At 68.9% G+C, this 26,132-nt stretch carries 28 protein-coding genes and 1 pseudogene; 13 read left to right on the top strand and 16 right to left on the bottom strand.

What is annotated here, in order from left to right; translation table 11 throughout:
• The 5 genes and pseudogenes from G3N18_RS11585 to G3N18_RS11565 form a co-directional block, all read left to right on the top strand.
• Positions 1-369: pseudogene (locus G3N18_RS11585) on the top strand (L-aspartate oxidase); the annotation flags it as partial.
• Positions 363-1,232, top strand: coding sequence for a carboxylating nicotinate-nucleotide diphosphorylase (gene nadC, locus G3N18_RS11580; protein WP_196384443.1), 870 nt, complete (start codon positions 363-365; stop codon positions 1,230-1,232). The pseudogene G3N18_RS11585 and the gene nadC, both read left to right, overlap by 7 nt.
• 5 nt (positions 1,233-1,237) lie before the next feature.
• Positions 1,238-2,419: an aminotransferase class V-fold PLP-dependent enzyme gene (locus G3N18_RS11575; protein WP_196384442.1), complete on the top strand. Its 1,182-nt coding sequence runs from the start codon at positions 1,238-1,240 to the stop codon at positions 2,417-2,419.
• Positions 2,416-3,414, top strand: coding sequence for a glycosyltransferase family 2 protein (locus tag G3N18_RS11570; protein WP_338038532.1), 999 nt, complete (start codon positions 2,416-2,418; stop codon positions 3,412-3,414). The genes G3N18_RS11575 and G3N18_RS11570 overlap by 4 nt, the downstream gene beginning before the upstream one ends.
• 34 nt (positions 3,415-3,448) lie before the next feature.
• Positions 3,449-3,655 (top strand): hypothetical protein, encoded by a 207-nt coding sequence (locus tag G3N18_RS11565; RefSeq protein WP_196384441.1) that lies wholly within the window; start codon positions 3,449-3,451, stop codon positions 3,653-3,655.
• A gap of 56 nt (positions 3,656-3,711) precedes the next feature.
• Here the strand turns inward: G3N18_RS11565 and G3N18_RS11560 are convergent, their stop codons facing one another.
• Both G3N18_RS11560 and G3N18_RS11555 read right to left on the bottom strand, forming a co-directional pair.
• Positions 3,712-5,730: an ABC transporter ATP-binding protein gene (locus G3N18_RS11560; RefSeq protein WP_196384444.1), complete on the bottom strand. Its 2,019-nt coding sequence runs from the start codon at positions 5,728-5,730 to the stop codon at positions 3,712-3,714.
• A 63-nt stretch (positions 5,731-5,793) separates the two neighbouring features.
• A complete protein-coding gene (locus G3N18_RS11555; protein ID WP_196384440.1) occupies positions 5,794-6,441 on the bottom strand; it encodes a DUF1345 domain-containing protein in 648 nt (215 codons plus the stop codon).
• Between the two features lie 154 nt (positions 6,442-6,595).
• Between G3N18_RS11555 and G3N18_RS11550 the strand changes: the two genes are divergently transcribed.
• From G3N18_RS11550 to G3N18_RS11540, 3 genes are all read left to right on the top strand, one after another.
• Positions 6,596-8,089, top strand: a complete 1,494-nt coding sequence (locus G3N18_RS11550; protein WP_196384439.1) for a DHA2 family efflux MFS transporter permease subunit — start codon at positions 6,596-6,598, stop codon at positions 8,087-8,089.
• Positions 8,090-8,156: 67 nt separating this feature from the next.
• The gene (locus tag G3N18_RS11545; RefSeq protein ID WP_196384438.1) at positions 8,157-8,708 is read left to right on the top strand and encodes a type 1 glutamine amidotransferase domain-containing protein; all 552 of its coding nucleotides are present in this window, start codon (positions 8,157-8,159) and stop codon (positions 8,706-8,708) included.
• Between the two features lie 315 nt (positions 8,709-9,023).
• Positions 9,024-10,646 (top strand): catalase, encoded by a 1,623-nt coding sequence (locus tag G3N18_RS11540; RefSeq protein WP_196384437.1) that lies wholly within the window; start codon positions 9,024-9,026, stop codon positions 10,644-10,646.
• A gap of 89 nt (positions 10,647-10,735) precedes the next feature.
• On the opposite strand, the gene G3N18_RS11535 is transcribed toward G3N18_RS11540, so the two are convergent.
• A complete protein-coding gene (locus tag G3N18_RS11535) occupies positions 10,736-10,945 on the bottom strand; it encodes a hypothetical protein (protein ID WP_196384436.1) in 210 nt (69 codons plus the stop codon).
• 148 nt (positions 10,946-11,093) lie between these two features.
• Between G3N18_RS11535 and G3N18_RS11530 the strand changes: the two genes are divergently transcribed.
• On the top strand, positions 11,094-11,444 hold the full coding sequence (locus G3N18_RS11530; RefSeq protein ID WP_196384435.1) for a LysR family transcriptional regulator: 351 nt from the start codon (positions 11,094-11,096) through the stop codon (positions 11,442-11,444).
• Between the two features lie 23 nt (positions 11,445-11,467).
• Here G3N18_RS11530 and G3N18_RS11525 read toward each other — a convergent pair whose 3' ends face one another.
• From G3N18_RS11525 to G3N18_RS11480, 11 genes are all read right to left on the bottom strand, one after another.
• Positions 11,468-12,361 carry a hypothetical protein gene (locus tag G3N18_RS11525; RefSeq protein ID WP_196384434.1) on the bottom strand — a complete coding sequence of 298 codons (894 nt, stop codon included), beginning with the start codon at positions 12,359-12,361 and terminating at the stop codon, positions 11,468-11,470.
• Between the two features lie 90 nt (positions 12,362-12,451).
• Positions 12,452-12,604 carry a hypothetical protein gene (locus G3N18_RS11520; RefSeq protein ID WP_196384433.1) on the bottom strand — a complete coding sequence of 51 codons (153 nt, stop codon included), beginning with the start codon at positions 12,602-12,604 and terminating at the stop codon, positions 12,452-12,454.
• Positions 12,601-13,950 (bottom strand): ISL3 family transposase, encoded by a 1,350-nt coding sequence (locus G3N18_RS11515; RefSeq protein ID WP_420827096.1) that lies wholly within the window; start codon positions 13,948-13,950, stop codon positions 12,601-12,603. The genes G3N18_RS11520 and G3N18_RS11515 overlap by 4 nt, the downstream gene beginning before the upstream one ends.
• Before the next feature lie 47 nt (positions 13,951-13,997).
• Positions 13,998-14,168, bottom strand: a complete 171-nt coding sequence (locus G3N18_RS11510) for a hypothetical protein (RefSeq protein ID WP_196384431.1) — start codon at positions 14,166-14,168, stop codon at positions 13,998-14,000.
• Positions 14,169-14,393: 225 nt separating this feature from the next.
• The gene (locus tag G3N18_RS11505) at positions 14,394-14,684 is read right to left on the bottom strand and encodes a DUF6928 family protein (RefSeq protein WP_420827095.1); all 291 of its coding nucleotides are present in this window, start codon (positions 14,682-14,684) and stop codon (positions 14,394-14,396) included.
• The gene (locus G3N18_RS16610; protein ID WP_420827094.1) at positions 14,566-14,928 is read right to left on the bottom strand and encodes a DUF6928 family protein; all 363 of its coding nucleotides are present in this window, start codon (positions 14,926-14,928) and stop codon (positions 14,566-14,568) included. Before G3N18_RS16610 ends, G3N18_RS11505 begins: the two co-directional genes overlap by 119 nt.
• 393 nt (positions 14,929-15,321) lie before the next feature.
• On the bottom strand, positions 15,322-15,624 hold the full coding sequence (locus tag G3N18_RS11500) for a HigA family addiction module antitoxin (RefSeq protein ID WP_196384429.1): 303 nt from the start codon (positions 15,622-15,624) through the stop codon (positions 15,322-15,324).
• Complete coding sequence (locus G3N18_RS11495) at positions 15,611-15,892, bottom strand: type II toxin-antitoxin system RelE/ParE family toxin (protein ID WP_196384428.1); 282 nt, start codon at positions 15,890-15,892, stop codon at positions 15,611-15,613. Before G3N18_RS11495 ends, G3N18_RS11500 begins: the two co-directional genes overlap by 14 nt.
• Before the next feature lie 239 nt (positions 15,893-16,131).
• The gene (locus G3N18_RS11490; RefSeq protein WP_196384427.1) at positions 16,132-17,448 is read right to left on the bottom strand and encodes a hypothetical protein; all 1,317 of its coding nucleotides are present in this window, start codon (positions 17,446-17,448) and stop codon (positions 16,132-16,134) included.
• Between the two features lie 379 nt (positions 17,449-17,827).
• The gene (gene ychF / locus G3N18_RS11485) at positions 17,828-18,901 is read right to left on the bottom strand and encodes a redox-regulated ATPase YchF (protein WP_196384426.1); all 1,074 of its coding nucleotides are present in this window, start codon (positions 18,899-18,901) and stop codon (positions 17,828-17,830) included.
• 37 nt (positions 18,902-18,938) lie between these two features.
• On the bottom strand, positions 18,939-19,706 hold the full coding sequence (locus tag G3N18_RS11480; protein WP_196384425.1) for a class I SAM-dependent methyltransferase: 768 nt from the start codon (positions 19,704-19,706) through the stop codon (positions 18,939-18,941).
• Between the two features lie 104 nt (positions 19,707-19,810).
• On the opposite strand from G3N18_RS11480, the gene adhP reads away from it, so the two are divergent.
• The 3 genes from adhP to G3N18_RS11465 all read left to right on the top strand — a co-directional run bounded on the left by adhP (position 19,811) and on the right by G3N18_RS11465 (position 22,990).
• Positions 19,811-20,878: an alcohol dehydrogenase AdhP gene (gene adhP, locus G3N18_RS11475; protein WP_196384423.1), complete on the top strand. Its 1,068-nt coding sequence runs from the start codon at positions 19,811-19,813 to the stop codon at positions 20,876-20,878.
• 166 nt (positions 20,879-21,044) lie between these two features.
• The gene (locus G3N18_RS11470; RefSeq protein ID WP_196384422.1) at positions 21,045-21,668 is read left to right on the top strand and encodes an exonuclease domain-containing protein; all 624 of its coding nucleotides are present in this window, start codon (positions 21,045-21,047) and stop codon (positions 21,666-21,668) included.
• Between the two features lie 62 nt (positions 21,669-21,730).
• Complete coding sequence (locus G3N18_RS11465; RefSeq protein ID WP_196384420.1) at positions 21,731-22,990, top strand: DNA recombination protein RmuC; 1,260 nt, start codon at positions 21,731-21,733, stop codon at positions 22,988-22,990.
• A 332-nt stretch (positions 22,991-23,322) separates the two neighbouring features.
• On the opposite strand, the gene glpX is transcribed toward G3N18_RS11465, so the two are convergent.
• Positions 23,323-24,312, bottom strand: coding sequence for a class II fructose-bisphosphatase (gene glpX, locus G3N18_RS11455; RefSeq protein WP_196384417.1), 990 nt, complete (start codon positions 24,310-24,312; stop codon positions 23,323-23,325).
• A gap of 228 nt (positions 24,313-24,540) precedes the next feature.
• Here glpX and fbaA point away from each other — a divergent pair, with 228 nt between their 5' ends.
• Positions 24,541-25,572, top strand: coding sequence for a class II fructose-bisphosphate aldolase (gene fbaA / locus G3N18_RS11450; protein ID WP_196384415.1), 1,032 nt, complete (start codon positions 24,541-24,543; stop codon positions 25,570-25,572).
• Positions 25,573-25,652: 80 nt separating this feature from the next.
• Here fbaA and G3N18_RS11445 read toward each other — a convergent pair.
• Positions 25,653-26,132 (bottom strand): DUF6264 family protein (locus tag G3N18_RS11445; protein WP_230404139.1); only part of this gene is annotated, 480 nt, incomplete at its 5' end.

The following is a 26,132-nucleotide window of genomic DNA, read 5'->3' as shown; positions in this document are numbered from 1 at the left end:
GCCCGGGGCGCGGCGGTTCCCGCGCCGCGCCCGCACGAGGCCCGCGCCCTGGCCTTCACCCGCGCCGCCCTGCAAGAGCTGCTCTGGGAAGACGCGGGCCTGCTTCGCGATGCCGACGGGCTGACGCACGCGGCATCCGTCATCGCCGCGTGGCGCGCACGCGCGGCCGATGCTCCTGCGGCGAACCGCGGCACGGGCGAGGATCGCGCGGGCGACGAAGACCAGAACCTGCTGCTCGTCGCGGCGGGACTCGTGGCCGCCGCGCTCGCCCGGCGCACCTCGATCGGCGCACACGCCCGCCGCGACAGCTTCGTCGATGCGCCGAGCGAGGCCACCGCCGAACCGGCCCTGGAGGGAGCAGCGTGCTGACCCGCGCCCACATCGACGAGGTCGTGCGCGCCGCGCTCGACGAAGACGCGCCCTGGGGCGACCTCACGAGCGAGACGCTGATTCCGGCGGATGCCACGGCGACGGCCGAACTGCGCGCGAGAGAGGCGGGTGTCTTCAGCGGCGGCGACGTGTTCGCCTCGGCGTTCCGCCTCACCGACCCGCGGCTCGAAGTGACGCTGCTGCGAGCCGAGGGTGAGGCCTTCGCCCGCGGCGACGTGCTCGCCCTCGTCAGCGGGCCCGCGCGTGGACTGCTCACGGCGGAGCGGGTGGGGCTGAACTTCGTGCAGCGCATGTCGGGCATCGCCACCCTCACCGCCGCCTACGTCGCCGCCGTCGCGCACACCCCGGCCCGCATCGTCGACACCCGCAAGACCACTCCGGGCCTGCGCCGCATCGAGCGGCACGCGGTGCGCAGCGGCGGGGGCCGCAACCATCGCTTCAGCCTCTCCGACGCGGTGATGGCCAAAGACAACCACCTCGCCGTGCTCACCGCCCGGCACGGGTCGGTCACCGCCGCGCTCCAGGCGGCACGCGAAGCCCTCTCCCACACCGCGCACCTCGAGGTCGAGATCGACCGGCTCGACCAGCTCGACGCCGTGCTCGCCGCCGGCACGGGCGCGCGCGGGGTCGGCACGATCATGCTCGACAACTTCACGCTCGACGACCTCCGCACGGGCGTCGAGCGGATCGGCGGGCGCACGATCGTCGAGGCATCCGGCGGCGTCGACCTGAGTACGGTCGCCGCGATCGCCGAGACCGGCGTCGACGTGATCTCGGTCGGCGCGCTCACGCACTCCGCGCGGGCACTCGACCTCGGCCTCGACGTGCGCGTCGAGGGCTGAACGCCGTGCTGTACCTCGACCACGCCGCGACCACGCCGGTGCGCCCCGAGGTGCTCGAGGCGATGGCCCCGTTCTTCACCTCGAGGTTCGGCAACCCGTCGAGTCACCACACGGTGGGTGAAGCCGCGGCCGACGCCCTCGCCGATGCCCGCCGCCGCGTCGCCGCCGTGCTCGGCGTGCGCGCGGCCGACGTGGTGTTCACCTCGGGTGGCACCGAAGCCGACAACCTCGCGGTGAAGGGCCTCGCCATCGGCGCGCTCCTGCGCCGCCGCGACGCACGCGGCGAAGGCGCGGCCCCCGCGGGCGACGAGCGCGCCGTGCACGTCATCACCACACCGATCGAGCACGAGGCGGTGCTGGCCTCGTGCGACTATCTCGAGCGGGTGCACGGCGTCGCGGTGACGCGGCTGCCGGTGGATGCCACGGGCACCGTCTCCGCCGACGACCTCGCCGCAGCGATCAGGCCGTCGACGGCGCTCGTGAGCATCGGCTACGCGAACAACGAGATCGGCACGGTGCAAGACGTCGCTGCGCTCGCCGCCGTGACCGCCGCCGCGCGCGTGCCGCTGCACCTCGACGCGGTGCAGGCCGCCGGCTGGCTACCACTCGCGGGCACCGGAGCCGATGCGCTCTCGCTCGCGGGGCACAAAGTGGGCGCGCCCGCCGGCATCGGCGTACTCGCCGTGCGCTCACGCCTGCCCCTCGAACCCGTGGTGCACGGCGGCGGTCAGGAACGCGATCGCCGCAGCGGCACCGAGAACCTCGCGGGCGCCGTCGGGCTCGCCCTGGCGCTCGAGCTCGCCGAGGCCGAGCGGGTCGAGGCATCCGCCCGCGTCGGCGCCCTGCGCGACCGGTTCGTCGAGCGCGTGCTCGACCGCGTGCCGACGGCACGGCTCACGGGGCACCCGACGCGCCGCCTGCCCGGCACCGCGAGCTTCACCTTCGCCGGTACGAGCGGCGAGGCGGTGCTGCTCGAACTCGAGCGTCGGGGCGTCGTCACCTCGAGCGGCTCGGCCTGCGCGGCGGGCAGCGACGAACCCTCGCACGTGCTGCTCGCCTGCGGGATCGACCCCGCCACGGCGCAGACGGCCGTGCGCTTCACGTTCGCGCACACGCACCACGAAAGCCTCGAACCCGTCGCCGACGCGGTCGCTGATGCCGTCACGGCGGTACGATCGGGCGCGTGAGCACCGTCGCAGAATCCCTGGAACACGGCGACGACACCGGCGCCCTGGTCACCGTGATCGTGCCGGGTCGCGATGTCGCAGACTATGTCTCCGAAGCACTCGCGTCGCTTCGCGCCCAGACGTTCACGCGCTGGCGCGCGATCCTCGTCGATGATGCCTCGCTCGACACCACCGCCGAGCTGTTCGCGGAAGCCGAGGCATCCGACCCGCGCTTCCACCTCGTACGCCTCACGCGGCCGCACGGCCTCGGAGCCGCGCGCAACCTCGGGCTCGACCTCGTCGAGACGCCCTACGTCGCCTTCCTCGACGCCGACGACGTCATGACCGAGACCGCTCTCGAACGCCTGGTCGCGACGCTCTCAGACTCGGGTAGCGACGTGGTCGTGGGCGCCTACGTGCGCCTGCGCCCCACCGAGGGCGGCGCGTATGCCGCCGGCGACGTGCAACCGTGGGTGAGCGCGGCGACGAGCCCCGAGCGCCGCGGCACGACCCTCGCCGAGCATCCCGAGGTCTCGGGCAACGTCGTCGCGTGGTCGAAGCTCAGCCGCGTCGAGCTATGGCGCCGGCACGCGCTGCGCTTTCCCGAGGGCACGCTCTACGAAGACCAGGTGGTCGCGCAGCGGCTCTACGTGCATGCGCGTGCGATCGATGTGATCCCCGACGTCGTCGTGCAGTGGCGCGAGCGCGCCGACGGATCGTCACTCACGCAGCGCAAGGCCCCCGTCGCCGTGCTCTCCGACTACCTCGCGGCGATGCGCGGCGGCATCGCTGTGCTCGACAGCGCCGGTCACCGGGCCGCCGCGCGCGCCCGCGTGCGCCTGATCCTCGACATGGACACGCCTCCCCTCGTGCGCATCGCCGAGGGGCACCCGGATGCCTCGTACCGTCGCCTGCTCGGAGCGTTCGTGCGCGAGCTCACCGCCCGCGCCGATCTCGAGTCGCTCGACCTCGACCCGCAGTCGGCGCCGCTGCGCTCGGCCGCCGTGCTCTGGTGACCGCCCGCGAGTCGTTCCGGCTAGGGTGAACGGCATGACCGGTACTCCCGAGAATCTCCCCGACACCCCCGACGGACCCGACCTCGCCGCCCTCCGTGAGGAGATCGACGAGCTGAAGGACACGCCCACCGAGGAGCTCATCAGCCCCGTCCCGCACGCCGTCGAAGAAGCCGCGCCGACCCCGGCCCCCACCGACGCCATCGGCTCGGAGGACTGGAAAGACCCCCACGCCAGCCACTGACACGAGCGGTCGCTGACACGACCCGTCGCTGACAACGCTCCCGCCTGGCGCGCCCGTCACTCGACGTATGGCCACACGGGTTCGGCCGCGGATGCATCGGTCAGCAACCGCGCGGCATCGGCTCCCGCAGCTCCGTCGGGAGCCTTGTCCGCGCGGCGCTCCGGCAGCGCGGGGCGACCGGGTGCCGCGGCATCCATGCCTTCGATCGTCGCGGCCGCCATCTGCTCAGCGGCTAGCTCGGCATAGAGCCCGTGCCGGGCGAGCAGCTCGGCGTGCGTGCCCGATTCGACGATGCGACCCGCATCGACGACGTGGATGACGTCGGCCCCGACGACGGTCGAGAGCCGATGCGCGATCGACAGCGTCGTGCGCCCCGACGCGGCCGCCTCGAGCGCCTCTTGCACGACCCGCTCCGAGACGGTGTCGAGCGCGCTCGTCGCCTCGTCGAGCAAGAGCACCGGCGGGTCTTTCAGCAGCACGCGCGCGATCGCGATGCGCTGCTTCTCGCCGCCCGAGAGCCGATAGCCGCGCTCGCCCACGATCGTGTCGTAGCCATGCTCGAAGCTCTCGATGATGTGGTGGATGTTCGCCGCGCGGCACGCGATCTCGAGTTCGGCGTCGGTCGCCCCCGGCTTGGCATAGCGCAGGTTCTCGCGGATCGTCGCGTGGAAGAGGTAGGTCTCCTGCGTCACGATGCCGATGTGATCGATGATCGACTCCTGCGTCAGCCCTCTGACGTCGGCCCCCGAGAAGAGCACCCGCCCCTCCGATGTCTCGTAGAGCCGCGGCGCCAGGTAGAGCACCGTGGTCTTGCCGGCGCCCGACGGCCCGACGAAGGCGATGTGCTGGCCGGGCTCGGCGACGAACGAGACCCCACCGAGCGTCGCGCGGGCATCCGGTGCCGCATCGGGATAGCGGAACACGACGTTCTGGAACTCGATGCGGCCCACCGGCCCCGGCGCCTCGGCGACGGTGATCGCCCCCGGAGCATCACGGATCGCGGGCACGAGGTCGAGGTACTCGAAGATGCGGGCGAAGAGCGCCCGCGAGGTCTGCACGTCGAGCGCGACCCGCATGAGCCCCATGAGCGGCTGCAGCAGGCGCGCCTGCACCGTGGTGAATGCCACGACCGTGCCCGCCGTGATCGCCGCCCCGCCCACACTGCCGGTGAGCAGGTACCCCGAGACGAGGTAGATGACGGCCGGAACGGATGCCATGAGCACCTGCACGACAGCGAAGAACCCCTGCCCGCTCATGGCCCGCCGCACCTGCAGGCGCACCTGGTTCGCGTTCTCGTCGCGGTAGCGGGCCGACTCGGTGCGCTGTCGGTTGAACGACTTCGAGAGCAAGATGCCCGAGACCGACAGTGTCTCTTGCGTGATCGTGGTGAGCTCTGACAGCGATTCCTGCGTCTGACCGGCGATGCGGGCCCGCACCTGCCCGACGCGGCGCTGCACGAAGATGAGCATCGGCATGAGGAAGACTGCTATGAGCGTCAGACGCCAGTCGATGATGATCATGGCCACGAGGGCCGAGATCACCGTCACGGTGTTGCCGAGGATGCTCGTGACGGTGTTCGTCAGCACCCCCGACACTCCGCCGACGTCGTTCTGCAGCCGCGACTGGATGACCCCCGTCTTGGTACGGGTGAAGAACCCCAGCTCCATCGCCTGCAGGTGGTCGAACAGCCGCACGCGCAGGTCGCCGGTGACGGCGTTGCCGACGGTCGAGGTGAGCCAGGTCTGGGCCACGCCGAGCACGGCGGAGAGGAGGAACAGCCCGATCATCGCGCCGACGAGCCGCCACAGCAGCGCGACATCGACCCCCGAGCCGTCGGCAGGGAAAAGCGCCTGATCGAAGATCTGCTGCACGATCAGCGGCGGGAGCACGCCGATCGCCGCCCCCGCGATCACGAGCGCGGCGGTCAGGAGAAGCCGGCCCCGATACGGCCGGAACATCTCCACGATGCGGGCGCCGAGGTTCGGGATCTCGGGCGCTTGCGCGTTGAGCTTGCGCTGCGCCTCGGCATCCACTCCGCGAAAACCGTTGCCACGGCCTCCCGGACCACCCGCCATACTCATCCGGCAACTCTAACCAGCGGCGCCGACACCGGGGCCGTCGCGGGTGCAGGGCCCGCGTCAGCCGAGGCCCGAGACCAGGTTGATCACGGTGGCGAGGATCACCGCCCCGAAGAGATAGGCCAGAAGCGTCTGCGCGATCACGATGCGGCGGATCTCGTTCGTCGTCACATCGGTGTCGGCGACCTGGTAGGTCATGCCGAGACCGACCGAGAAGTACCCGAAATCGGAGTACATGGGCGGTTCGTCCTGATTGAAGTCGATGCCGCCGCGCCTGCCGTCCTGCACGTTCGAGTAATAGCGGTGCGCGTAGCGCAGCATGTAGTCGACCTGGATGAGCGCCCACGAGAAGGTGACGGCGGCGATCGCGACGGCGGCGATGACGAACGCGGTCGTCGGGTCGCTGTGACTGCGCACGAGCACCGCGACGACCGCGCCGAGGCTCGCGACGCTGCCGATCAGCGAAATCGCGCGCGCCGCCGTACGCCCCGGGTCTTCGGCGGTCGCGTACGAGCGGGTGCGCTCGGCATCCATCGGCCATACGACCACCAGCAGCCATACGACGTTGACGAGGGCGAGCACCGTCCAGCCTACGAGAAGCCCGGCGACCCAGCCGAGGAGGGGCACCGCGATCGCGGCGGCGAGGCCGCCGAGCACGAGAGAGACAGGGGCGCGCACGGCGAGACGCGAATGCAGATGGGATGCCATGCGCAGATCGTCTCACCCGGGTGCGGAATACCGTGTCAGGCCCCCCGGTTACCTTTGAGGTTCCCTGTGACTCCGCCTGTTCCGGCGGTCGCGGCTCGCGCCGCAGGCATCCTCGTCAGCGCAGCACCCACCCTCGATGACCTCAGGAGTCCCCATGGCATCCGTCGACACCGACCGCGACCGCACCTCATCCGCCACGGTGGGCGCGAAGGAGAACCGCGTCATCTGGCTGCTGCTGGCCGCCGCCTTCGTCGCGATCCTCAACGAAACCACGATGGGTGTCGCGATCCCCCACCTCATCGGAGACCTCGGGATCACCGCGGTCGACGCGCAATGGCTCACCACGGCGTTCATGCTGACGATGGCGGTCGTCATCCCCACCACCGGGTTCCTCCTCAACCGCTTCTCGACGCGCACGATGTACGCTACGGCGATGGGGCTCTTCTCGGCGGGTACCTTCGTCGCGCTCATCGCGCCCGGCTTCCCCGTACTGCTCGTGGCGCGGGTGATTCAGGCGTCGGGCACCGCGATCATGATGCCGCTGCTCATGACGACCCTCATGACCGTCGTGCCGCCGCACCTGCGCGGGCGCATGATGGGCCGGGTCAGCATCGTGATGTCGCTCGCCCCGGCGATCGGGCCGACGATGGCCGGGGTCATCCTCGACACCCTGAACTGGCGCTGGATCTTCGCGATCGTGCTACCCATCGCGCTCGTGGCGCTCGCGGTCGGAGTGCGATGGATCCCGAACATCGGTGAGCGCACCCACGCCCCTCTCGACATCGTCTCGGTGATTCTCTCGGCGCTCGGATTCGGTGGTCTGGTCTTCGGTCTCAGCCAGATCGGCGCGGCCGGTCACGGCGGCGACTCGTCGGCGACGGCGGGTATGGCGACGGCCACGCTCGTCATCTCGCTCGCGATCGGCGTCGTCTCGCTCGCGCTGTTCGTGTGGCGCCAGATCGCGCTGCAGCGGGTCGACGACGCGCTGCTCGATCTGCGGATCTTCCGCTCGCGCAACTTCTCGCTGTCGGTCGCGCACTTCGCGGTGATGTCACTGGCGTTCTTCGGCACCATCACGGCGCTGCCGCTGTATCTGCAGGGCACGCTGGGGCTCTCGGCGACCGAGTCGGGTCTCGTGGTGCTGCCCGGTGCCATCGCGATGGGCCTGCTCGGCCCGGTGATCGGGCGCATCTACGACCGTCGGGGCACCACGATCCTGCTGGTGCCGGGCACGATCATCGTGCTCGCGATCCTGTGGAGCTTCACGATGCTCACCGAGTCGACGCCGGTGTGGCTGCTGGTGGTGACCCAAACGATCCAGTCGGTGGGCCTCGCCATGTCGTTCACGCCGTTGTTCACCGCGTCGCTCGGCTCGCTGCCGCCGAAGTACTACTCCTACGGCAGCGCGACCGTCTCGACCGTGCAGCAGGTCGCCGGCGCCGCCGGCATCGCGCTGCTCATCACGGTGATGTCGTCGGTCGCGGCGACCGCCGCCGGCTCGGGCGCCACCGCGGCGGCCGCCGGAGCGGCCGGGGCACGCGCGGCGTTCCTGCTCGCGGCGGTCATCGCCACACCGCTCCTGATCAGCGCGTTCCTCATCCGCAAGCCGGCCGACTCGATCGGCGAGGGCGCGCCGGTCGGGCACTGAAGGGGGCTGTACGCGGGGACTGTCAACCCCCGCGCGGGCGGCTCGCCGCGCACGTAGCGTCGTGGGCATGACCGACACACTCACCGGAAAGCGCGTCGCCTTCCTTGCGACCGACGGATACGAAGACAGCGAACTGACCTCGCCGTGGCAGGCGGTGACGGATGCCGGGGCCACCGCCGTGCTCGTCTCCCCCACCTCCGGCTCGATCGAGGGCAAGAACGGTCACCGCCAGCAGGTGGAGCTCGCGTCGAGCGACGCGGATGCCGCGGAGTTCGACGCGCTCGTCCTGCCCGGTGGCGTCGTCAACGCCGACAAGCTGCGCATGGACGAGGCATCCGTTGCGTTCGCGAAAGCCTTCTTCGCTCAGCACAAGCCCGTCGGAGCGATCTGCCACGCCGCGTGGACGCTCGTGGAAGGCGATGTCGTGCGCGGTCGCACGCTCACCAGCTACCCGAGCCTGCAGACCGACCTGCGAAACGCCGGCGCCACCTGGGTCGACGAAGAGGTCGTGGTCGACGAGGGGTTCGTCACGAGCCGCACACCCGACGATCTGCCCGCCTTCAACGCGAAGCTCCTCGAGGAGTTCGCGGAGGGAGAGCACGCCGAACAGACGGCGTGACCGAAACTGAGGGTCGTCGCCCCGGGGTCATCCTCGGGGCGACGTTTTCGCGTGCGTGTCAGTTGGTGCTGCAGCAGCCGCCACCGCAGCACGAGGCACCCTCGTCGGCCGCGGCGAGCAGGTTGAGCTCGTCGGGAACGGGCTGCAGGGTGGGTGCGGGGAGGTTCGAAGTGGCCATTCCACGATCCTACGCCGCGCCGACGGTCGTGGCGCGGCGAGCCACGTCAACCTCCTGGACGCGCGCAGGGCGTCGGCGTAGCGTGAGGCCCGAACGCCGGCGACGGTCGCCGGCGCGCGCCGAGAGCGAGGAACACCATGCCCGATCTGCCCGTCGCCGACACCTCTACCTCCGACTCCCCCGCCGCGGGAGGCGCCGAGTCGATCCGCACGGCTCCTTCTGCCGAGGCATCCCTCGGCTCGACGACCGACACCGGCTCGCCGGCCGCGAGCGACCGTAACGCGCTGACGGTCGGCGCCGATGGCCCGATCGTGCTGCACGACGTGCACTTCGTGAACCAGATGGCGCATTTCAACCGCGAACGCGTTCCCGAGCGGAATGTGCACGCGAAGGGGTCGGGCGCGTTCGGTCACTTCGAGACGACCGACGACGTCAGCGCGTTCACCAAGGCGGCGTTGTTCCAGCCGGGCGCGGTCACCGAGGTGCTGGCGCGGTTCTCGACCGTCGCCGGCGAACAGGGCTCACCCGACACCTGGCGTGATCCCCGCGGCTTCGCCCTGAAGTTCTACACCGACGAGGGCAACTACGACCTGGTCGGCAACAACACGCCCGTGTTCTTCATTCGCGACGCGATGAAGTTCCCGCATTTCATCCGCTCGCAGAAGCGGCGCGGCGGAAGCGGCCTGCGCGACAACAACATGCAGTGGGACTTCTGGACCCTGAACCCCGAGTCGGCGCACCAGGTGACCTATCTGATGGGCGACCGTGGCATCCCGCGCTCGTACCGCACGATGAACGGCTACGGCTCGCACACCTACATGTGGGTGAATGCCGCCGGTGAGCGCTTCTGGGTGAAGTATCACTTCCACAGCAACCAAGGTGTCGAAGGGCTCACCGACGACGACGCCACGCGCATCGCGGGCGAAGACGCCGACTTCCACCGCCGCGATCTCTACGAGGCGATCGGCCGGGGCGAGCACCCCTCGTGGACGCTGTCGGTGCAGGTCATGCCGTACGAGCAGGCGCGCGAGTACCACCTGAACCCTTTCGACCTCACGAAGGTGTGGCCGCACGCCGACGTGCCGCTGCGCAGAGTCGGAATCATGACACTCGACCGCAACCCCGAGAACTTCTTCGCCGAGATAGAACAAGCCGCCTTCGAGCCCTCGGCACTGGTTCCCGGGATCGGGTTCTCACCCGACAAGATGCTGCTCGGCCGCGCGTTCGCCTACGCCGACACGCACCGCCACCGCATCGGTGCGAACTATCTGCAGTTGCCGGTGAACCGGCCGCACGTCGAGGTCAACACCTATACGAAAGACGGCCCGATGGCCTACGACCACACCGGCGATGCGCCGGTCTACGCTCCGAACTCCTTCGGCCGTGGCTACGCCGACAACGTCGGTGAAGTCGATCCCGGGTGGGAGACCGACGGCCCGATGGTGCGCCAGGCCTACACCCTGCGCCCCGACGACGACGACTTCTCGCAGGCGGGCACCCTCGTCAGAGACGTCTGGAACGACGAGCAGCGCGCCGCGTTCGTGAAGACCGTCGCGGGGCACCTACTCGGTGGGGTCACGGGCGACGTGCTCGAGCGGGCCTTCGACTATTGGCGGCACGTCGACGAGAAGACGGGCGCAGAGATCGAGCGACTGGTGCGCGTGGGGCCCGACCTCGGCGCACCGGGCGCACAAGACGACAAAGCGAAGAAGGATGCCTCGAGCCCGATCGTCGACACCGACACACACGCCGCATCGTGAGCGACGGTGGTGGGGGGCCCCCGCCCCCCGCGGCCCCCCGGGGGGGGCCCCCCCCCCCCCCCCCCCACCACCGTGACGCGCTCGATCGGTCAGACGCCGAGCTTCTTGGCGGCTTTCTTCGCCGCCTTGTCGACGACCTTGCGCGACCGGGCGCGGGCCTTCCGCAACGACGGGTCATCCCACAGGTGCTTGGCTGCCTTGCTGATCTCGCGGTAGCGCGAGCGCCCGGCGCGTGCCCCGAGGATGTACGCCCCGACGCCGACGATGCCCACGGTGAGCCAGAACTTGAATCCGGACATGGATGTCCACCCTTCGATAGTCGTTCCTCCACGCTAGAGACCGCGCGCGGGGGCGGAGAAGGGCTTGACACCGACCTCGCACCGCGGCAAGGCGGTGGCGCACCGCGCAGCCGGATAGCCTGGATGCCTGCCGACGAAAGGGACCACGATGAACATCACCGCGCTGCGGCGGTTCGTCGCCGTCGTCGACGCCGATCTGCACTTTCCGCGGGCGGCCGATGCCCTCGGCATCCCGCTCGCCTCGCTCTACACGTCGATCGAGAAGCTCGACGACGAGGTGGGCCATCCGCTGCTCGCCAAGCAGGGTGCGGGCTGGCAGCTGACACCCGCCGGTGTTCTGCTTCTCGCCGAAGCCCGTGAGCGGATCGCGGCCGCTCCCCCGGCCGCCACGACGCCACCCGTGCGTGGCGGCGGCAAGGCGAAGGCCTCGAAGGGCAAGGGCCGGGCTCCGATCGTCAAGGGGCAGCCGAAGCCGTACAAGAAGCGCCAGGGCCGCTGAGCGCGTCGGCGCACCGCCGCGCGTCAGCGACGGCGCTCGCGCCATCGCACCGGCGGCGGATCGAGGGCTGCGAACTGCTCGTCAACGACCGAGATCACTCCCGCGAGCCGTAGCCGGGCGAGCGCCTCGATGCGCACCCGACGCGCGCGCGCCTCACCGGTGGCCATCGCGGCGGGCCCAGCGACGCGCCACCACTCGTCGAGGGCGAAGAACACCGCCACGCCGTCGCGTGCATCGGTGAGGCCGCCTGTCACGCGCGCGATGCCCGATTGCCGGCCCGACCGGTCGGCGCGCCGGGCCCGGTGCCACAGCGCGAGGGCGAGCGTGCCCGCCGTGACGAGCAGGATGAGCCCCGTCGTGACCGGCAGCGGCTGCTGCGCATCGATCTCGCCCCATCGCAGCAGCAGGGCGACCGCCGCCGCGAGAAACCACAGCGCGGCGCACGCGAGGTGGAGCACCGCAGGAAGGCGCGACCCCCAGAGCGCACCCGCCGCACGGAGCGGTTCGAGCCACCACAGCAGCGCGAGGGCGAGCATCGCCGCGACTCCCGCCGGAAGCATCGTCTGCTGCAGTCCGAGCCCGCTCCCGCCGAGGCCCGCGCGCGAGGGCATCACGAGCCCTGCCGCGACCACCGCGAGCACCAGCGCCACAGCGAGGAGCGCCCGGTGCAGGCTCGAGGCATCCCGCACCCCCCGCGTCGACGGGTCGCGCCTCGCGTTCGCGGCCTGCACGGCATGCGCCCGCGCGCGGTCGCGATCCGCCCGCACGCGGGGGTCGGCGGCGAGCACCGCGACCCGCCACGAATCGTCGACCGCGTCGGCCGCACTCGGATAGTCGGCGTCGAACAGGAGCAGGTCGATGCGCCCGAGCGTGCGCTCATCGATGCCGGTGACCGACCCGTGCCCGTAACCGGCCATGGCGGGTGCCCCTCCCTCTCAACGGATGTCGCTCAGGCTACGCCGCGACAGGCGATCGAGGGAGGGCGGTCGCTTAGCGACGTGGATGCCTCAGCTTCCGCCGCGCGTCGCCGTGGGATAGCGGTTCAGGCGCGCGATGCCATAGGCCAGGAGCACAGCGCCGGCGATCAACTGCACGATGCTGATGACGAGGATCAGCACGGCGCGCCATTCCCCGTCGGCTGCGAAGCTTTGCCGGCTCATCGCATTCCAGGGTGTAGCGCGGGTCTGAATCCTCCGCTCTCGAGGAGTGATCTGGCGATGTAGTTCGTGAGGTTGCGGAAGCCGAGGGCGGAGCCGCGGAGGTGTTCGAGGCGTCCGTTGATCGCCTCGGTCGGGCCGTTGGAGGTGCCGGGTCGGTCGAAGAACGCGAGGACGTCGACGGCGCGTTGTTTCAGGGTGCGTCCGAGGCGTCGGATCTCGACGAGCGCGGCGGGGACGCCGCTGCTGACTGCATCGATGACGGCTTGCATCATCTGCTTGCCGAGCTTCTTGTCGGGTTCCCGGTACGCGGCGACCATGCGCTGATAGACGCCCCAGGTCGCTTCAACCTCGACGTGCTCCTCGATGGCGAATACTGCCTTCAGGCGTGCGGACTGCTTGTCGGTGAGCAGGCTCGCCCCGGTGTGCAGGGTGCGTCTCGCTTTGTAGAGCGGATCGCTGGCGCGACCACGATGCCCGAGGGTGGCCTGCTGGACGCGTTGCCGGCACCGGTCGAGTGCCTCGCCAGCGAGCCTCACGACGTGGAACGGATCCATCACCGGGACCGCGTCGGGAAGCTCTTCCGCGGCGGCGGTCTTGAACCCGCTGAACCCGTCCATCGCGACCACCTCGATCTTCTCCCGCCACTCTTTCGGGCGCCCGGCAAGCCACTGTTTGAACACCGCCTTCGAACGCCCCTCGACCATGTCCAGCAACCGTGCAGGACCGGTCCTGTTCCGTGTCGGGGTGAGGTCGATGATCACCGTCACGTACTTGTCGCCGAACCTGGTGTGCCGCCAGACGTGCTCATCGACGCCGATCGTGGTGACCCCGTCGAACCGGTGCGGGTCATCGATCAGTCGGCGCTTGCCCTCGGCGATGATCGCGTTATTCGCGGTGTGCCAAGACACTCCGAGACCGGCCGCCGCGCGAGACACGGTGAGGTGGTCGATCACGATGCCGGTCAGAGCCCACGTGAGCCCACCACGGGAGATCTTCGCTCTGGCCGGCGCCGCCTTCGAGGTGTCTTGCCGCCAGGTCCGCCCGCAGTGCTCACACCGGTAGCGGCGCACCCGCACCCGCAGCGTCGTCGGCCGGTGCCCGAACGGCTCATGCGCCAACCGGCGAGTCACCGTGTCGCGAGGCACACCCTCGGCGCCGCACTTGCGGCACCACGGATCCCGCTCGACGATCCGGCACGCGATCACCGCCCGATCCGGCTCGAGGCGCTGTCCAACGGCTTCCAGACCGAGCTCGTCGAGACGGCAGAACGTGGTCAGATCGGGCGCAGCGAAGGTAGCGTTGAGCAACGTCGAGGTCTTTCGGATGGGCAGTGTAGGAACTTCCATCCTGGAAGACCTCGACCCCTATCCGGCCGACGGCGCGCTAACCCCGACTACACCCTCAACTGCGAAGAGCCGCTTTGCCATTGACCGACGAGGAAGATTCCCAGAGTGAGGCTGGCCGCCGAGAACACCCCACCCACCTGCGCCAGCACCTGGTAGTACTGCACGATGCGCCAACGAGACGGCCGATGCCCGCCCGGAGAGGTCAGCTCGTCAGTCATACGACTGATGCTAGGGCGGTTCGGCTGAATCGTCGCCTCCCATGGCGATGCAGTGAGCACTGCTCTGGACGCCTGAGGTCTCGCGCGACTGAAGATGTCAACTCAGTCCAGTCGCTGGAGAAGAATCCGGACGTTGAGTCCGAACGAAGCCTCGACCTCGAACAAGACGGGGCGAAGCGCGGCAACCGCCGCGATAGCTCAATTGCCCCGCACTCAGAGGACGGACTAGCGCGCGCGATCGCCCCGCGCGAAGGAGTGGAGCGTGACATCTTCCCAATCGAGCAGGTCCAAGGTGTCGGGTCCCGCTTCACCGTTGAGTCTCAACGAACTGGCAAGTGCCATGTTCGACATGTCGAGCCAGCGATCGGCGCTGGTCGGCAGGCCAGTCTCGAACGGCTCAGGAACACCTTCGTCGCACCAGACGCCGGCATTGGCGTTTACAGAGACGCAGCGCGTCATCTGCTGATCTCGCCAGTGGCCGTAGGCGAACATGTCGTAGAGCGATCGTGATGTCAACAATCGGACGTGTGGCTAGGGTCAAGCCGCGGTCACGAAGATACCTCGGGTTCAGAATGTCGGGATTGTAGAGGTGCGCATCACGCGTCGCCAGCAGTATGCCCCCGGCGAATGCGCCCACCGCCAGCTCTTCACGCGGCGGAAAACAGAGGTCCAGCAATCGCTCCTCTCCGACACGAGAGTAAGGGGTTCGCGGAAGGAGAAGCCGCGTGAACTCGTCAGCCTCGCCCGGGTCGGCGGGCACCGTGAGATCGGGAGGTTGATCACCAGAGAAGACGAGGAATGACTAGGTCAGGCCCACCCCGCGAGGCTATTGCCGAGTGCCCTCACGCCACAAGGAACCGCGCATTGAAACGACGTCGGCGATAGGCCAGGAGGCACACGCATCGCGCCCGCCATCCCGTCGCGAATCGATCGATCAGCGCCTCCGCAGGCCTCGACGTTTCACTCGCCGAGCAATGTCGACGGGCGCGCACCGGACATTCCCGCGAAGATTCGAGCATGGCTCAGACCTCTTCTCGATGCGGGCGGAGCGCCTGCAGAACTCCACCGCATTGCGTCGCAGAAAGGCATCTGCCCCGCAATAAGCACGACGCCGCCACCAATGCGTCCGGGAGTCGGCGCTCCCGGCTCTCGCTCACGCGACCTTTAGCGGGGTGATTAAAGCGATCTGCTTCCCGGCGAGATCCTCTGCGCGGTCGAGCTCGTAGTGACTTTGCAGATTGATCCAGAACTCCGCCGAAGTACCGAAGTACTTCGCAAGACGAAGCGCTGTGTCAGCCGTAATCCCCCGCTTACCGTGCACGATTTCATTGATCCGCCGCGGCGGCACCCCGATTGCGACAGCAAGTCGGTTCTGCGTGATCTCGAACCCCTTGATGAAGTCCTCCATGAGAACTTCCCCCGGGTGAATCGGGGGAAGCTTGTCAGTGATAGTCAACGATCTCCACCTCCTCTGGTCCAGCATCCGTCCACACGAAACAGATGCGCCATTGGTCATTGATCCTGATGCTGTGCTGACCGGCGCGATCTCCTTTCAGCGCTTCGAGCCGATTTCCTGGCGGCACCCGGAGATCATCCAACGCCTCGGCGGATCCCACCTGACGCAGCTTACGCAGCGCCACCACGTGGATCCGAGGATCGAGCGACGGCGCGCGCTCACGACGCCACAGACGCTCGGTTTCTTTGCTCCCGAACGATCTGATCACACGACGAGAATATAACACAACACGTTAATAACGCTGGCCGTTATCCCTGACTACATCGGTCACGTCAGCGCTATCGGCGTTGGCCAGTCGAGCAGGCAGGATTCCAAGCAAACGCCGTAGAGACCAGACTTTCGGGCTGACCGACCACTGTCGAGCCTCACCGCACGAGGCACGAACAGATCGCGCGTCAAGGCGATGCGCGCAGTATCCGGACGCTTCTCACGGTACGAAGCTTCGTTTCAGGTTGATCCGGTCTGCCGTTGAGATGGTGCCGGGCTCACCGGACCCGTATCGCCGCTTGACTCATCCTCTGACTGCGCCCGATCGCGAATGTCGACGGCGAACAGGCTGACGCCGACCAAGAGAGCCGCGATGACAACGACCCACCCAACGGCAGTGCTCGAGATGAACAGTCCGCTGCCGCATCTATCCATGGCGGTGATGACCCATGCCGTCGCGTCGAGACTGGCCGAACCGATGTCCGTCGGCACGGCGCTGGTGCACGATGCTTCGTTGAATCCAGCTCGCTGAGCAGCCTCGTCAATCACTGGTCGCAGGAGGCCGCGGGGGCCGCCCAGCAAATGACTCAACGCGACGAGAACCACGACGAACGATCCTGGACACATGACGCGCCGGAGCCAACTGTTCTTCGAATCTGGAAACAGGGACGCCGTCGCGACGATCAGACCGAACGCATAGCCTGCGACAGCCCCGGCGGCCGGAAAATCCAGCATCGAGCGCGGCGTGATCGTACTAAGTGCCGAGGCACTCTCTGCTGACCTCATGAGGCTCGAAAGTGCAAGCCCCGCAACCGGCACGAGCGACGCCAACACTGCACCGACTGCGCCTCCGTATCCGATCCAAGTGGCGACGCGGCGTACATACGAGCCGACCCCCAGTGGCCGCTGCAAGACTCCGCCCCATCGAAGGAAGAGAAAGACCACGAAGCAGATTACGACCGTGACAGTAAGGAGACAGCTGATCGCCAACATGTTGTAGCTGATTGCGACGGAGAGCACTGTCGACTGAATTTCACTGTTCGCGCCGGTCACTCCCGCAAACGTCATGGCGAACACGAAGACCAAGACGACTATGTACATCACCCCCATCACCCGGAGCACCGTGGGGACAGAGACGACTTTGTCGAAGGTGTCGACCGTAATACGAACTTCCCGCCACCCGTCTGGCGCGGCGAGCATGAAGAACCGTTTGGTCATGAACTTTGTCGCGCGCCACTTCATCGCGCAGCGATATCGCACGTATGCGCGCATTGTTGGGGAGCCTTGGCTCTCGGCACGTCGAAGGATTCTGCTTGTGACAGACGCCGTGATCATTGCGATGCAGGTTGCGATGAACGCCACCAGAAAGACCACCGACCCAGATCGCAGACCGATGAACATGATCCCTCCGGCGAGTACCGCGGCCGCAAAGCTGATCTCCTTCGTCGCCGCGAGGCCTCGAAGATCATCACGCGCGAGCGCAGCTTTCAACTTCGTCATCACGATCCACACGGCCCCGCCGAGCGCTGCGATGGCAAGTGGCCACACTATGTCCATGGGGAGAATTGTTGCTGGGACCCCGGACATCCGGCCCGCTCACACTAAGCACTCGAGTTTCACGTCATGTCGTGTAAGGACCACTTTGATGCTCCCGGGGCCCCGTCATAGCCCGGACACTGCCAGCGATTCGGGCAGCGTCGAAGAGTGAGTCTTCGGAAACAGGGGTGTGGATGAGGCACCGCCTCGACGACACAATGCTTCATGTGCGCCGCGGCCTGTCCGCACTGCGCTACAACGCGGCTGAAGGCACCATGAGAGTGGCACCACGGCCACCGCACCAGCACTTGTGCGCTCCCCCTCGGCGATTTGCCACCCTCGTAACGCTGAACCAGAACTCGTTCCACTAATGAGGCTAAAGTGCTGATCAGGAGCGAACTCAGTTGTTGAAGCGGAACTCCACCACGTCGCCGTCTTGCATGACGTAGTCTTTGCCCTCGAGGCGCGCCTTGCCCTTCGCGCGGGCCTCGGCGACCGAGCCGAGCGCGACGAGGTCGTCGAACGAGATGACCTCGGCCTTGATGAAGCCCTTCTCGAAGTCGGTGTGGATGACGCCCGCCGCCTGCGGCGCCTTCCAGCCTTTGCCGATCGTCCAGGCTCGGGCCTCTTTCGGCCCCGCGGTGAGGTAGGTCTGCAGGCCGAGTGTGTCGAAGCCGATGCGTGCGAGCTGGTCGAGGCCCGATTCGTCTTGACCGGTGGATGCCAGCAGTTCCGCCGCGTCCTCGGGATCGAGGTCGATCAGCTCCGACTCGATCTTCGCGTCGAGGAAGACGGCCTTGGCGGGAGCGACGAGCGCTTCGAGCTCGGCCTTGAGCGAGGCATCCGTCAATACCTGTTCATCGACGTTGAACACGAAGATGAACGGCTTCGCGGTGAGCAGGCCCAGTTCGCGGATCGGCGCGAGGTCGAGGCCCGACGCCGAGAGAAGCTCGCCGCGCTGCAGGGCGTCGCGCGCGGCGACGGCCGCCTCGAGCACCGACGGGTCGAGCTTCTTGCCGCGCACCTCTTTCTCGTAGCGCGTGATCGCCTTCTCGAGGGTCTCGAGGTCGGCCAGCTGCAGCTCGGCGTTGATGGTCTCCATGTCGTTGCGCGGGTTCACGGCGCCGTCGACGTGCACGACGTCGTCGTCGGCGAAGCCGCGCACGACCTGCGCGATCGCGTCGGCCTCACGGATGTTGGCGAGGAACTTGTTGCCGAGCCCCTCGCCCTCGCTCGCCCCGCGGACGATCCCGGCGATGTCGACGAACGACACGGCAGCGGGGAGGATGCGCTCCGAGCCGAACACCTCGGCCAGCTGCGCGAGACGCGGGTCGGGCAGGTTCACCACACCCACGTTGGGCTCGATCGTCGCGAACGGATAGTTCGCGGCGAGCACGTCGTTCTTGGTCAGAGCGTTGAACAGGGTCGACTTGCCGACGTTCGGGAGACCGACGATTCCGATGGTAAGAGCCACGGGAGACCAGTCTAGGCGCGCCCGAGCACGGGCCGCGTCAGGCCTTCACCGCGCGGAAGGCGTGGGTCACGTACGGCAGCGACACCGTGGCATCCCCCACCGCACCGATCTCGTCGAACAGCCCCGCGATCTCGCCATCGATCCGCTCTCGCTCAGCGGGCTCGGCCGTGATGACGTAGCTGCGCGAGTGCACCATGGCGCTGAGCGCCGCCCGCGTCATCGGTCGCTCCCATTGCCACGTGCGCGCGGTGAGCGCGCCGAACGGAGCCGCCACTTCGGGGCCGCCATCGGCCATCAACTGCTCGGCGTTGCTGCCCTTCATGATCTCGGTGAGCCGGGCCACCCATGGCACCGACTCGTCGCGGATGTTCCAGACGAGTCCGAGCACGCCGCCGGGCTTCAACACGCGGCCGATCTCGGCCGACCCCGCGACCGGATCTACCCAGTGCCACGCCTGCCCGAGCACGGCCGCATCGACGCTCTCATCAGGCAGACCAAGCGCCTCGGCCGTGCCGATCAACGTTCGGATGCTGGGGAGCGATCGGCGCAGCTCGCCGAGCATCTCGGCATCGGGGTCGACCGCGATCACCTCCGCGCCACGACCCTCGGCGCCCGCTCCGGCGACGAGTTCGGCCACGACGCGGGTCAGCTTGCCGGTGCCGGCGCCGATGTCGACGATCCGCGGGTGCGCGCCGGCCGGCTCGAGCAACCACGCGACGGCCTCGACCGGATAGTCGGGTCTCCCCTGCTCGTAGGCCGCCGCCGCGGCCCCGAAACTGTTCGCCATCTCGTCACGCGTCGCCATGGTCCGACGCTACTCCGAACCACCGACGCAACAACCTGCAACGTTCGGCGATCTACGGTCGAGCCCACCAGGCGGAACGGCTCCGCCGAGAGGAAGTGAAGTCAATGACGACTGTGACCGACACCCCCACGCGCGCCGATGTTTCGGCGACCCCCACCACCATGCGTGCAGCGGTCGTGAAGACCGCCGGCGCACCGCTCGTCGTCACCGACGTGCAGGCGCCGACCCCCGGCCCGCGCCAGGCCCTCGTCAAGGTGATCACGAGCGGCGTGTGCCACACCGACCTGCACGCGGCGCACGGCGACTGGCCCGTCGCCCCGAAGGCCGACCTCATCCCCGGCCACGAGGGCTACGGCGAGGTCGTCGCGATCGGCGACCAGGTGACCACCCTCGAGGTGGGCCAGAAGGTCGGCAACGCCTGGCTGTGGTCGGCGTGCGGCGTCTGCGAGTACTGCCGCACCGGGTGGGAGACCCTGTGCCCCGAGCAGCAGAACGGCGGCTACTCGGTCGACGGCAGCTTCGGCGAGTACATGCTCGTCGACGAGCGCTTCGCCGCCCGCATTCCCGAAGGCGCCGACCCGGTCGAGGTCGCGCCGATCCTGTGCGCCGGGGTCACCGTCTACAAGGGACTCAAGATGACCGGGGTGCGCCCCGGCCAGTGGGTCGTGATCTCGGGCATCGGCGGGCTCGGCCACATCGCCGTGCAGTACGCACGTGCGATGGGCATGCGCGTGGTCGCCGTCGACGTCGACGACGCGAAGCTCGAGCTGGCCCGCACGCACGGTGCCGAGGTGGTCGTGAACGCCGCGCACGCCGACCCGGGCGCTGCCGTTCAGGAGCAGGTCGGCGGTGCGCACGGCGTGCTCGTCACGGCCGTGCACCCGCGGGCGTTCGACCAGGCGCTCGGGGCCGTGCGCCGCGGCGGCACCGTCGTGTTCAACGGCCTGCCCCCGGGCACCTTCGACGCCGACATCTTCGACATCGTGCTGCGCGCGATCACCGTGCGCGGGTCGATCGTCGGAACCCGTCAAGACATGATCGAGGCCCTCGACTTCTACGCCCGGGGCCAGATCCACCCGACGGTGCACGTCGAGACCCTCGACGACATCAACGACATCTTCGATCGCATGCAGCGTGGTGCGATCGAAGGCCGCATCGTGATGAAGTACTGATCGGCGCACACTCCGACCAGATCACACGCCGGGGCGGGGAGCGACCGCAGCAGGGTCGCTCCCCGTTGTGGTGCCCGGCGCACGGTCGCCGGTGCGTCTCGCACGGAGCGCTCCTGTCGCGGCGCGCCTGCGCGCCGGCGGAGCGCGGCGGAGAGAGGGTGGAGGGGTGCCCTTGGACTTCACCGCGATCGACTTCGAGACGGCGAACTCTTCGAGCGCGTCGGCCTGCGCGGTCGGGCTCGCCCGGGTGCGCGAGGGGCGCGTGGTCGCCACGGCCGGCTGGCTCATCCAGCCTCCGCCGGGCCACGACCGGTTCTTCGAGCTGAACATCGGAATCCATGGCATCCGTCCGGACGACGTCGCGACGGCGCCCACCTGGGTCGAGCAGCTCGACGCGCTGACCGCGTTTGTCGGCGACGACGTGGTCGTCGCGCACAACGCCGGATTCGACATGCGGGTGCTCCGCAGCGCGTGCGAGGCGACGGATGCCCCGTGCCCCCCTTACCGCTACATCTGCAGCCTCCAGGCGTCGCGCAAGACGTACGACCTCGACTCGTACCGGCTGCCGAGCGTCGCCGCCGCGGCGGGCTTCTTGGACTTCGCCCACCACGATGCGACCGCCGATGCCCTCGCGTGCGCGCACATCATGATCGACACGGCGCTTCGCGCGGGCGCCGACGACATCGTCGAGCTCGCCATGCTGCTCGGGCTGCGCGTGCCGCAGATTCCGACCGCCGACGCCCGGCAGATCGGCGCAGAGCTGGCCAGAACGGGGTCGGCTCGCGCATAGCGCGTTCGTGCCTCGTCGCGTGTCTCGGCCCCGATGTCCGGGGCCTGCGACACGCTGTGAGCATGGATGCCACGATCGTCACCGCCCTCGCGCTGGTCAGCCTGCTCGCGGGGCTGCTCGCCGGCTGGTTCGCGGCGTCGGCGCGCGCCGCCGAGCGCTCGTCGGCCGCTCTCGCCGAGCTGACTTCCCGCGCGGTCGCCGCCGAGGCGGCGCAGCGCTCCCTCGGCGACCAGCTCGAGCAGCAGCGCTCGCTGACGCGCGAGCTGGGTGCGCAGACCCGCGCCGACCTCGCGGCGCAGCAGGAACGCGAGCGCCGCGAACAGGTCGTGCTGCGCGCTCTCGCACCCGTGCAAGAGACCCTGCAGTCGATGCAGCACAAGGTCGACGAGCTCGAGCGCGAGCGTCAGATCCAATACGGGTCGATCGCCGAACAGTTGCGCCGGGCGCAGGACTCCGACGAGGCGCTGCGCGCGACGACCGAGTCGCTCGCCGGTGCCCTCCGGTCGAACGCGACGCGGGGGGTCTGGGGCGAGACGCAACTGCGCCGGGTGGTCGAGTCGGCGGGTCTCACGCGGTATGTCGATTTCGACACCCAGGCCTCCGTCACGGCCGACGTCGGCGCGGGGCGGCCCGACATGATCGTGCGGCTGCCGGGTGACAAGGCCCTCGCCATCGACGCGAAAGTGCCGCTCGACGCCTACCTCGAGGCATCCGCAATCCCGGTCACCGCGCAGGGCGAGCAGGCGACCCAGCGCGCACGGCTGCTGCAGAAGCACGTCAAGGCGGTGCGCGCCCACGTCGACGCCCTCGCCGGCAAGCGCTATTGGACGGGCCTCTCGTCGAGCCCCGAATTCGTGGTGTGCTTTCTGCCGACCGAGTCGCTGCTCGCGGCCGCTCTCGACGAAGACCCGAGCCTGCTCGACTACGCGTTCGCGCGCCGCGTCGCGCTCGCGTCGCCGGTCAACCTCTGGGCCGTGCTGAAGACCGTCGCCTACACCTGGACGCAGCAAGACGTCTCGACCGAGGCGCGGCGGCTGTTCGACCTCGGCAACGAGCTCTACCAACGTCTCGGCAGCCTCGCGACCCACACCGACGATCTGCGACGCGCGATCGAACGCACCGTCGACAGCTACAACCGTTTCGCCGGATCACTCGAATCTCGGGTGCTCGTGAGCGCGCGACGCTTTCCCGGCATCGACGACACGCGGTTGGATGCCACGGCTCCGCCCACGGCGATCGAGAAGACGCCGCGCAAGCTCACGGCTCCCGAACTGACCGATCATCTCGGTGCCGATGTGGGCGACCTGCGAGAGCGGCTCTGACTGGGCCCGCCGCCGCTCAGACTCCGGGGAAGAGGCCCAACAGGGCGACGACGCCGACCGAGACACCGACGAAGGCACCGATCATCCACCAGGCGCTGACCTGGTGACCGTCGGGAGTGCGCTTACGCAGGAGCACATCGGGGCGACGAGCGGTATCGACCGGAATCGGAACCTGGCCGGTCCTCGGACTGCTTGCTGCGGTAGACATTCGAACCCCCGGTGATGACGTGGACGACGTGCAGGTCTCCGGTGACCCGCACTCATTCTGCCAGAGAGCCTCGCTTCGTGTGCGGAAGCGAGCCGGGTCTTTCGTCGAGGTCAGCGCGCGCCGGTCACAGCCACTTCGAGGTGAGGTGCTCCGAGCTGATGCGGCGCAGGGTGCCCGACGCGCCGCGCAGCACGACGCTCTCGGTGTAGACGAAGTCGCCGTCGCGACGCACCCCGGCCACGAGCTCGCCGTTGGTCACGCCGGTCGCCACGAAGATCGTGTTCTTGCCCGTGACCAGCTCGTCGGCCTCGTACACGTAGTCGTCGACCTTGAGACCCGCGTCGATGCCGCGCTGCTTCTCGTCGTCGTCGCGCGGCCACAGCCGGCCCTGGATGTGACCGCCCAGCGCCTTGATCGCGCACGTGGTCGCGACGCCCTCGGGGCTGCCGCCGATGCCGATGCACATGTCGGTGCGGGCGTTGTGCCGCGCCGCGTTGATGCCGCCGGCGACGTCGCCGTCGCTCATGAGGCGGGTTCCGGCGCCCGCGGCGCGGATCTCTTCGATCAGCCGGGCGTGACGGGGACGGTTGAGCACCGACACGATGAGCTCGTCGACCGGCTTGCCGAGCGCTTTCGCGAGAAGACGGATGTTCTCGGCGACGGGCAGGCGGATGTCGACCACGCCGACACCGGCGGGGCCCGTGACGATCTTGTCCATGTAGAAGACGCTCGACGCATCGAGCATGGTGCCGCGATCCGACACGGCCAGCACCGACAGCGCGTTATTGCGACCCTCGGCGGTCAGCGAGGTGCCGTCGATCGGGTCGACCGCGATGTCGCACTGCGGCCCGCGACCCGTGCCGACGTGCTCGCCGTTGAAGAGCATGGGCGCGTTGTCTTTCTCGCCCTCACCGATGACGATCACGCCGTCGAAGTTCACCGTGGTCAGGAACGCGCGCATCGCGTCGACCGCGGCTCCGTCGGCCAGTTCCTTCTGCCCGCGACCGATGAACGGCACCGAGCGGATCGCGGCCGCCTCGGTCGCACGCACCAGCTCGAGGGCGAGGTTCCGGTCGGGGTGGAGGGGACTCATGTCTGCGGTCAGGCTCACCATGGTCTGAGACTACGGCGCTCCTCCGCCGCGGGTGCGGGATTCGGCGCTGCGTCGCGTGAAGGAATCGCCATTCTTTCGCCGCGACGCCTTCCGCGGCTCGAGGCAGGGCACATCAGCACCCGCGCGCGCGTGTCGCGAGACGGCTTTTGCCCGGTGACAACACCGCGGCGACAACCCGCCCTTCGCTAGAGTGACCCCTGGAGATATCCGCAGACCTGAGGAGTGGAAATGCCCGTCGCAACCCCCGAGCAGTATGCAGAGATGCTGGACAAGGCGAAGGCGAACGGGTACGCGTACCCGGCGATCAACGCCGCCAGCTCGCAGTCGATCAACGCCATCCTGCAGGGCCTCACCGAGGCCGGCTCCGACGGCATCATCCAGGTGACCACGGGCGGTGCCGACTACTTCGCCGGCCACACCGTCAAGGGCCGCGCGACCGGCGCGATCGCCTTCGCGAAGTTCGCCACCGAGGTCGCCAAGAATTACCCCGTCACGGTCGCGCTGCACACCGACCACTGCCCGAAGCCCGCGCTCGAAGACTTCCTGCTCCCCCTCATCGCGGCGTCGGAGGAAGAGGTGAAGGCGGGCCGCGGCCCCATCTTCCAGTCGCACATGTGGGACGGCTCCGCCGTGCCGCTCGACGAGAACATCGAGATCGCCAAAGAGCTCCTCCCCCGCCTGAAGGCGATCAACGCGATCCTCGAGGTCGAGATCGGCGTCGTCGGCGGCGAAGAAGACGGCGTCAAGCACGAGGGGTCGAACGAGGCTCTCTACACGACCACGGCCGATGTCTCGAAGTTCGTCGAGGCCCTGGGCCTCGGCGAGAACGGCCGCTACCTCGCCGCCCTCACCTTCGGCAACGTGCACGGCGTGTACAAGCCGGGCAACGTGAAGCTGCGCCCCGAGCTCCTTGGTGAGATCCAGGCCGCCATCGCCGAGCGCTTCCACACCGGCCCCAAGCCGCTCGACCTCGTCTTCCACGGCGGCAGCGGATCGACGCCCGAAGAGATCGCGACCGCCGTCGCCAACGGCGTGGTCAAGATGAACATCGACACCGACACGCAGTACGCCTTCACCCGTTCGGTCGCCGGGTTCATGTTCCAGAACTACGACGGCGTGCTCAAGGTCGACGGCGGGGTCGGCAACAAGAAGGCCTACGACCCGCGCGCGTGGGGCAAGGTCGCCGAGAACGGCATGGCCGCCCGCGTCGTCGAGGCCACGCAGCAGCTCGGTTCGACGGGCCACTCCATCAGCGCCTGACCTGGCCACCGCACGAACGCCCCGCTCTCCTCCGGAGGGCGGGGCGTTCGTCTGTGCGGACGAGCGAGCCGACGACGTGGTCAGGCGCCGAAGTGTGCCATGATCGCCGGGTCGCCCAGCAGCGGCACGGTGAGGCACACGCTGACCACGATGAACGAGACGATCGCGCCCACCATCGGGATCCACCAGCCGAGCCGACCGCGCGAGAGCGCGAGGCCCGAGAGTCCGGCCGTCACGAGCCATCCGATCACGAACACCGCGACACCGATGCGACCCCACAGCTCGCCCTGCGCGATGTTCGTGAACGTGCCGTCGATGCCGGCGAGTGTCATCCACGCGTCGGCGAACTCCGCGAAGTGCCAGAGCTGCGGGATCGCGCTCGCGACCGTGATGAGGCCGTACACGAGCAGCAAGAGCGTGATGATCCGGTCCGCCCTGCGCGGGGGCCGCGCCGCGATCGTCGTCGGGCGAGGCAATGGATGCCCCGCACTCCCGCCGTGCGCATGGGCCGGCCGGTGCGGATCGGCGGGCGCGTCCCGGCGCGTGGGCGCCGCGGGCGC

Origin of the sequence: Microbacterium paulum (assembly GCF_015707995.1) — a bacterium.
GTDB classification, from domain to species: Bacteria; Actinomycetota; Actinomycetes; order Actinomycetales; family Microbacteriaceae; genus Microbacterium; species Microbacterium paulum.
Note: the sequence above shows the minus strand (reverse complement) of the source record. Positions and strands in the feature narration are given on the sequence as shown.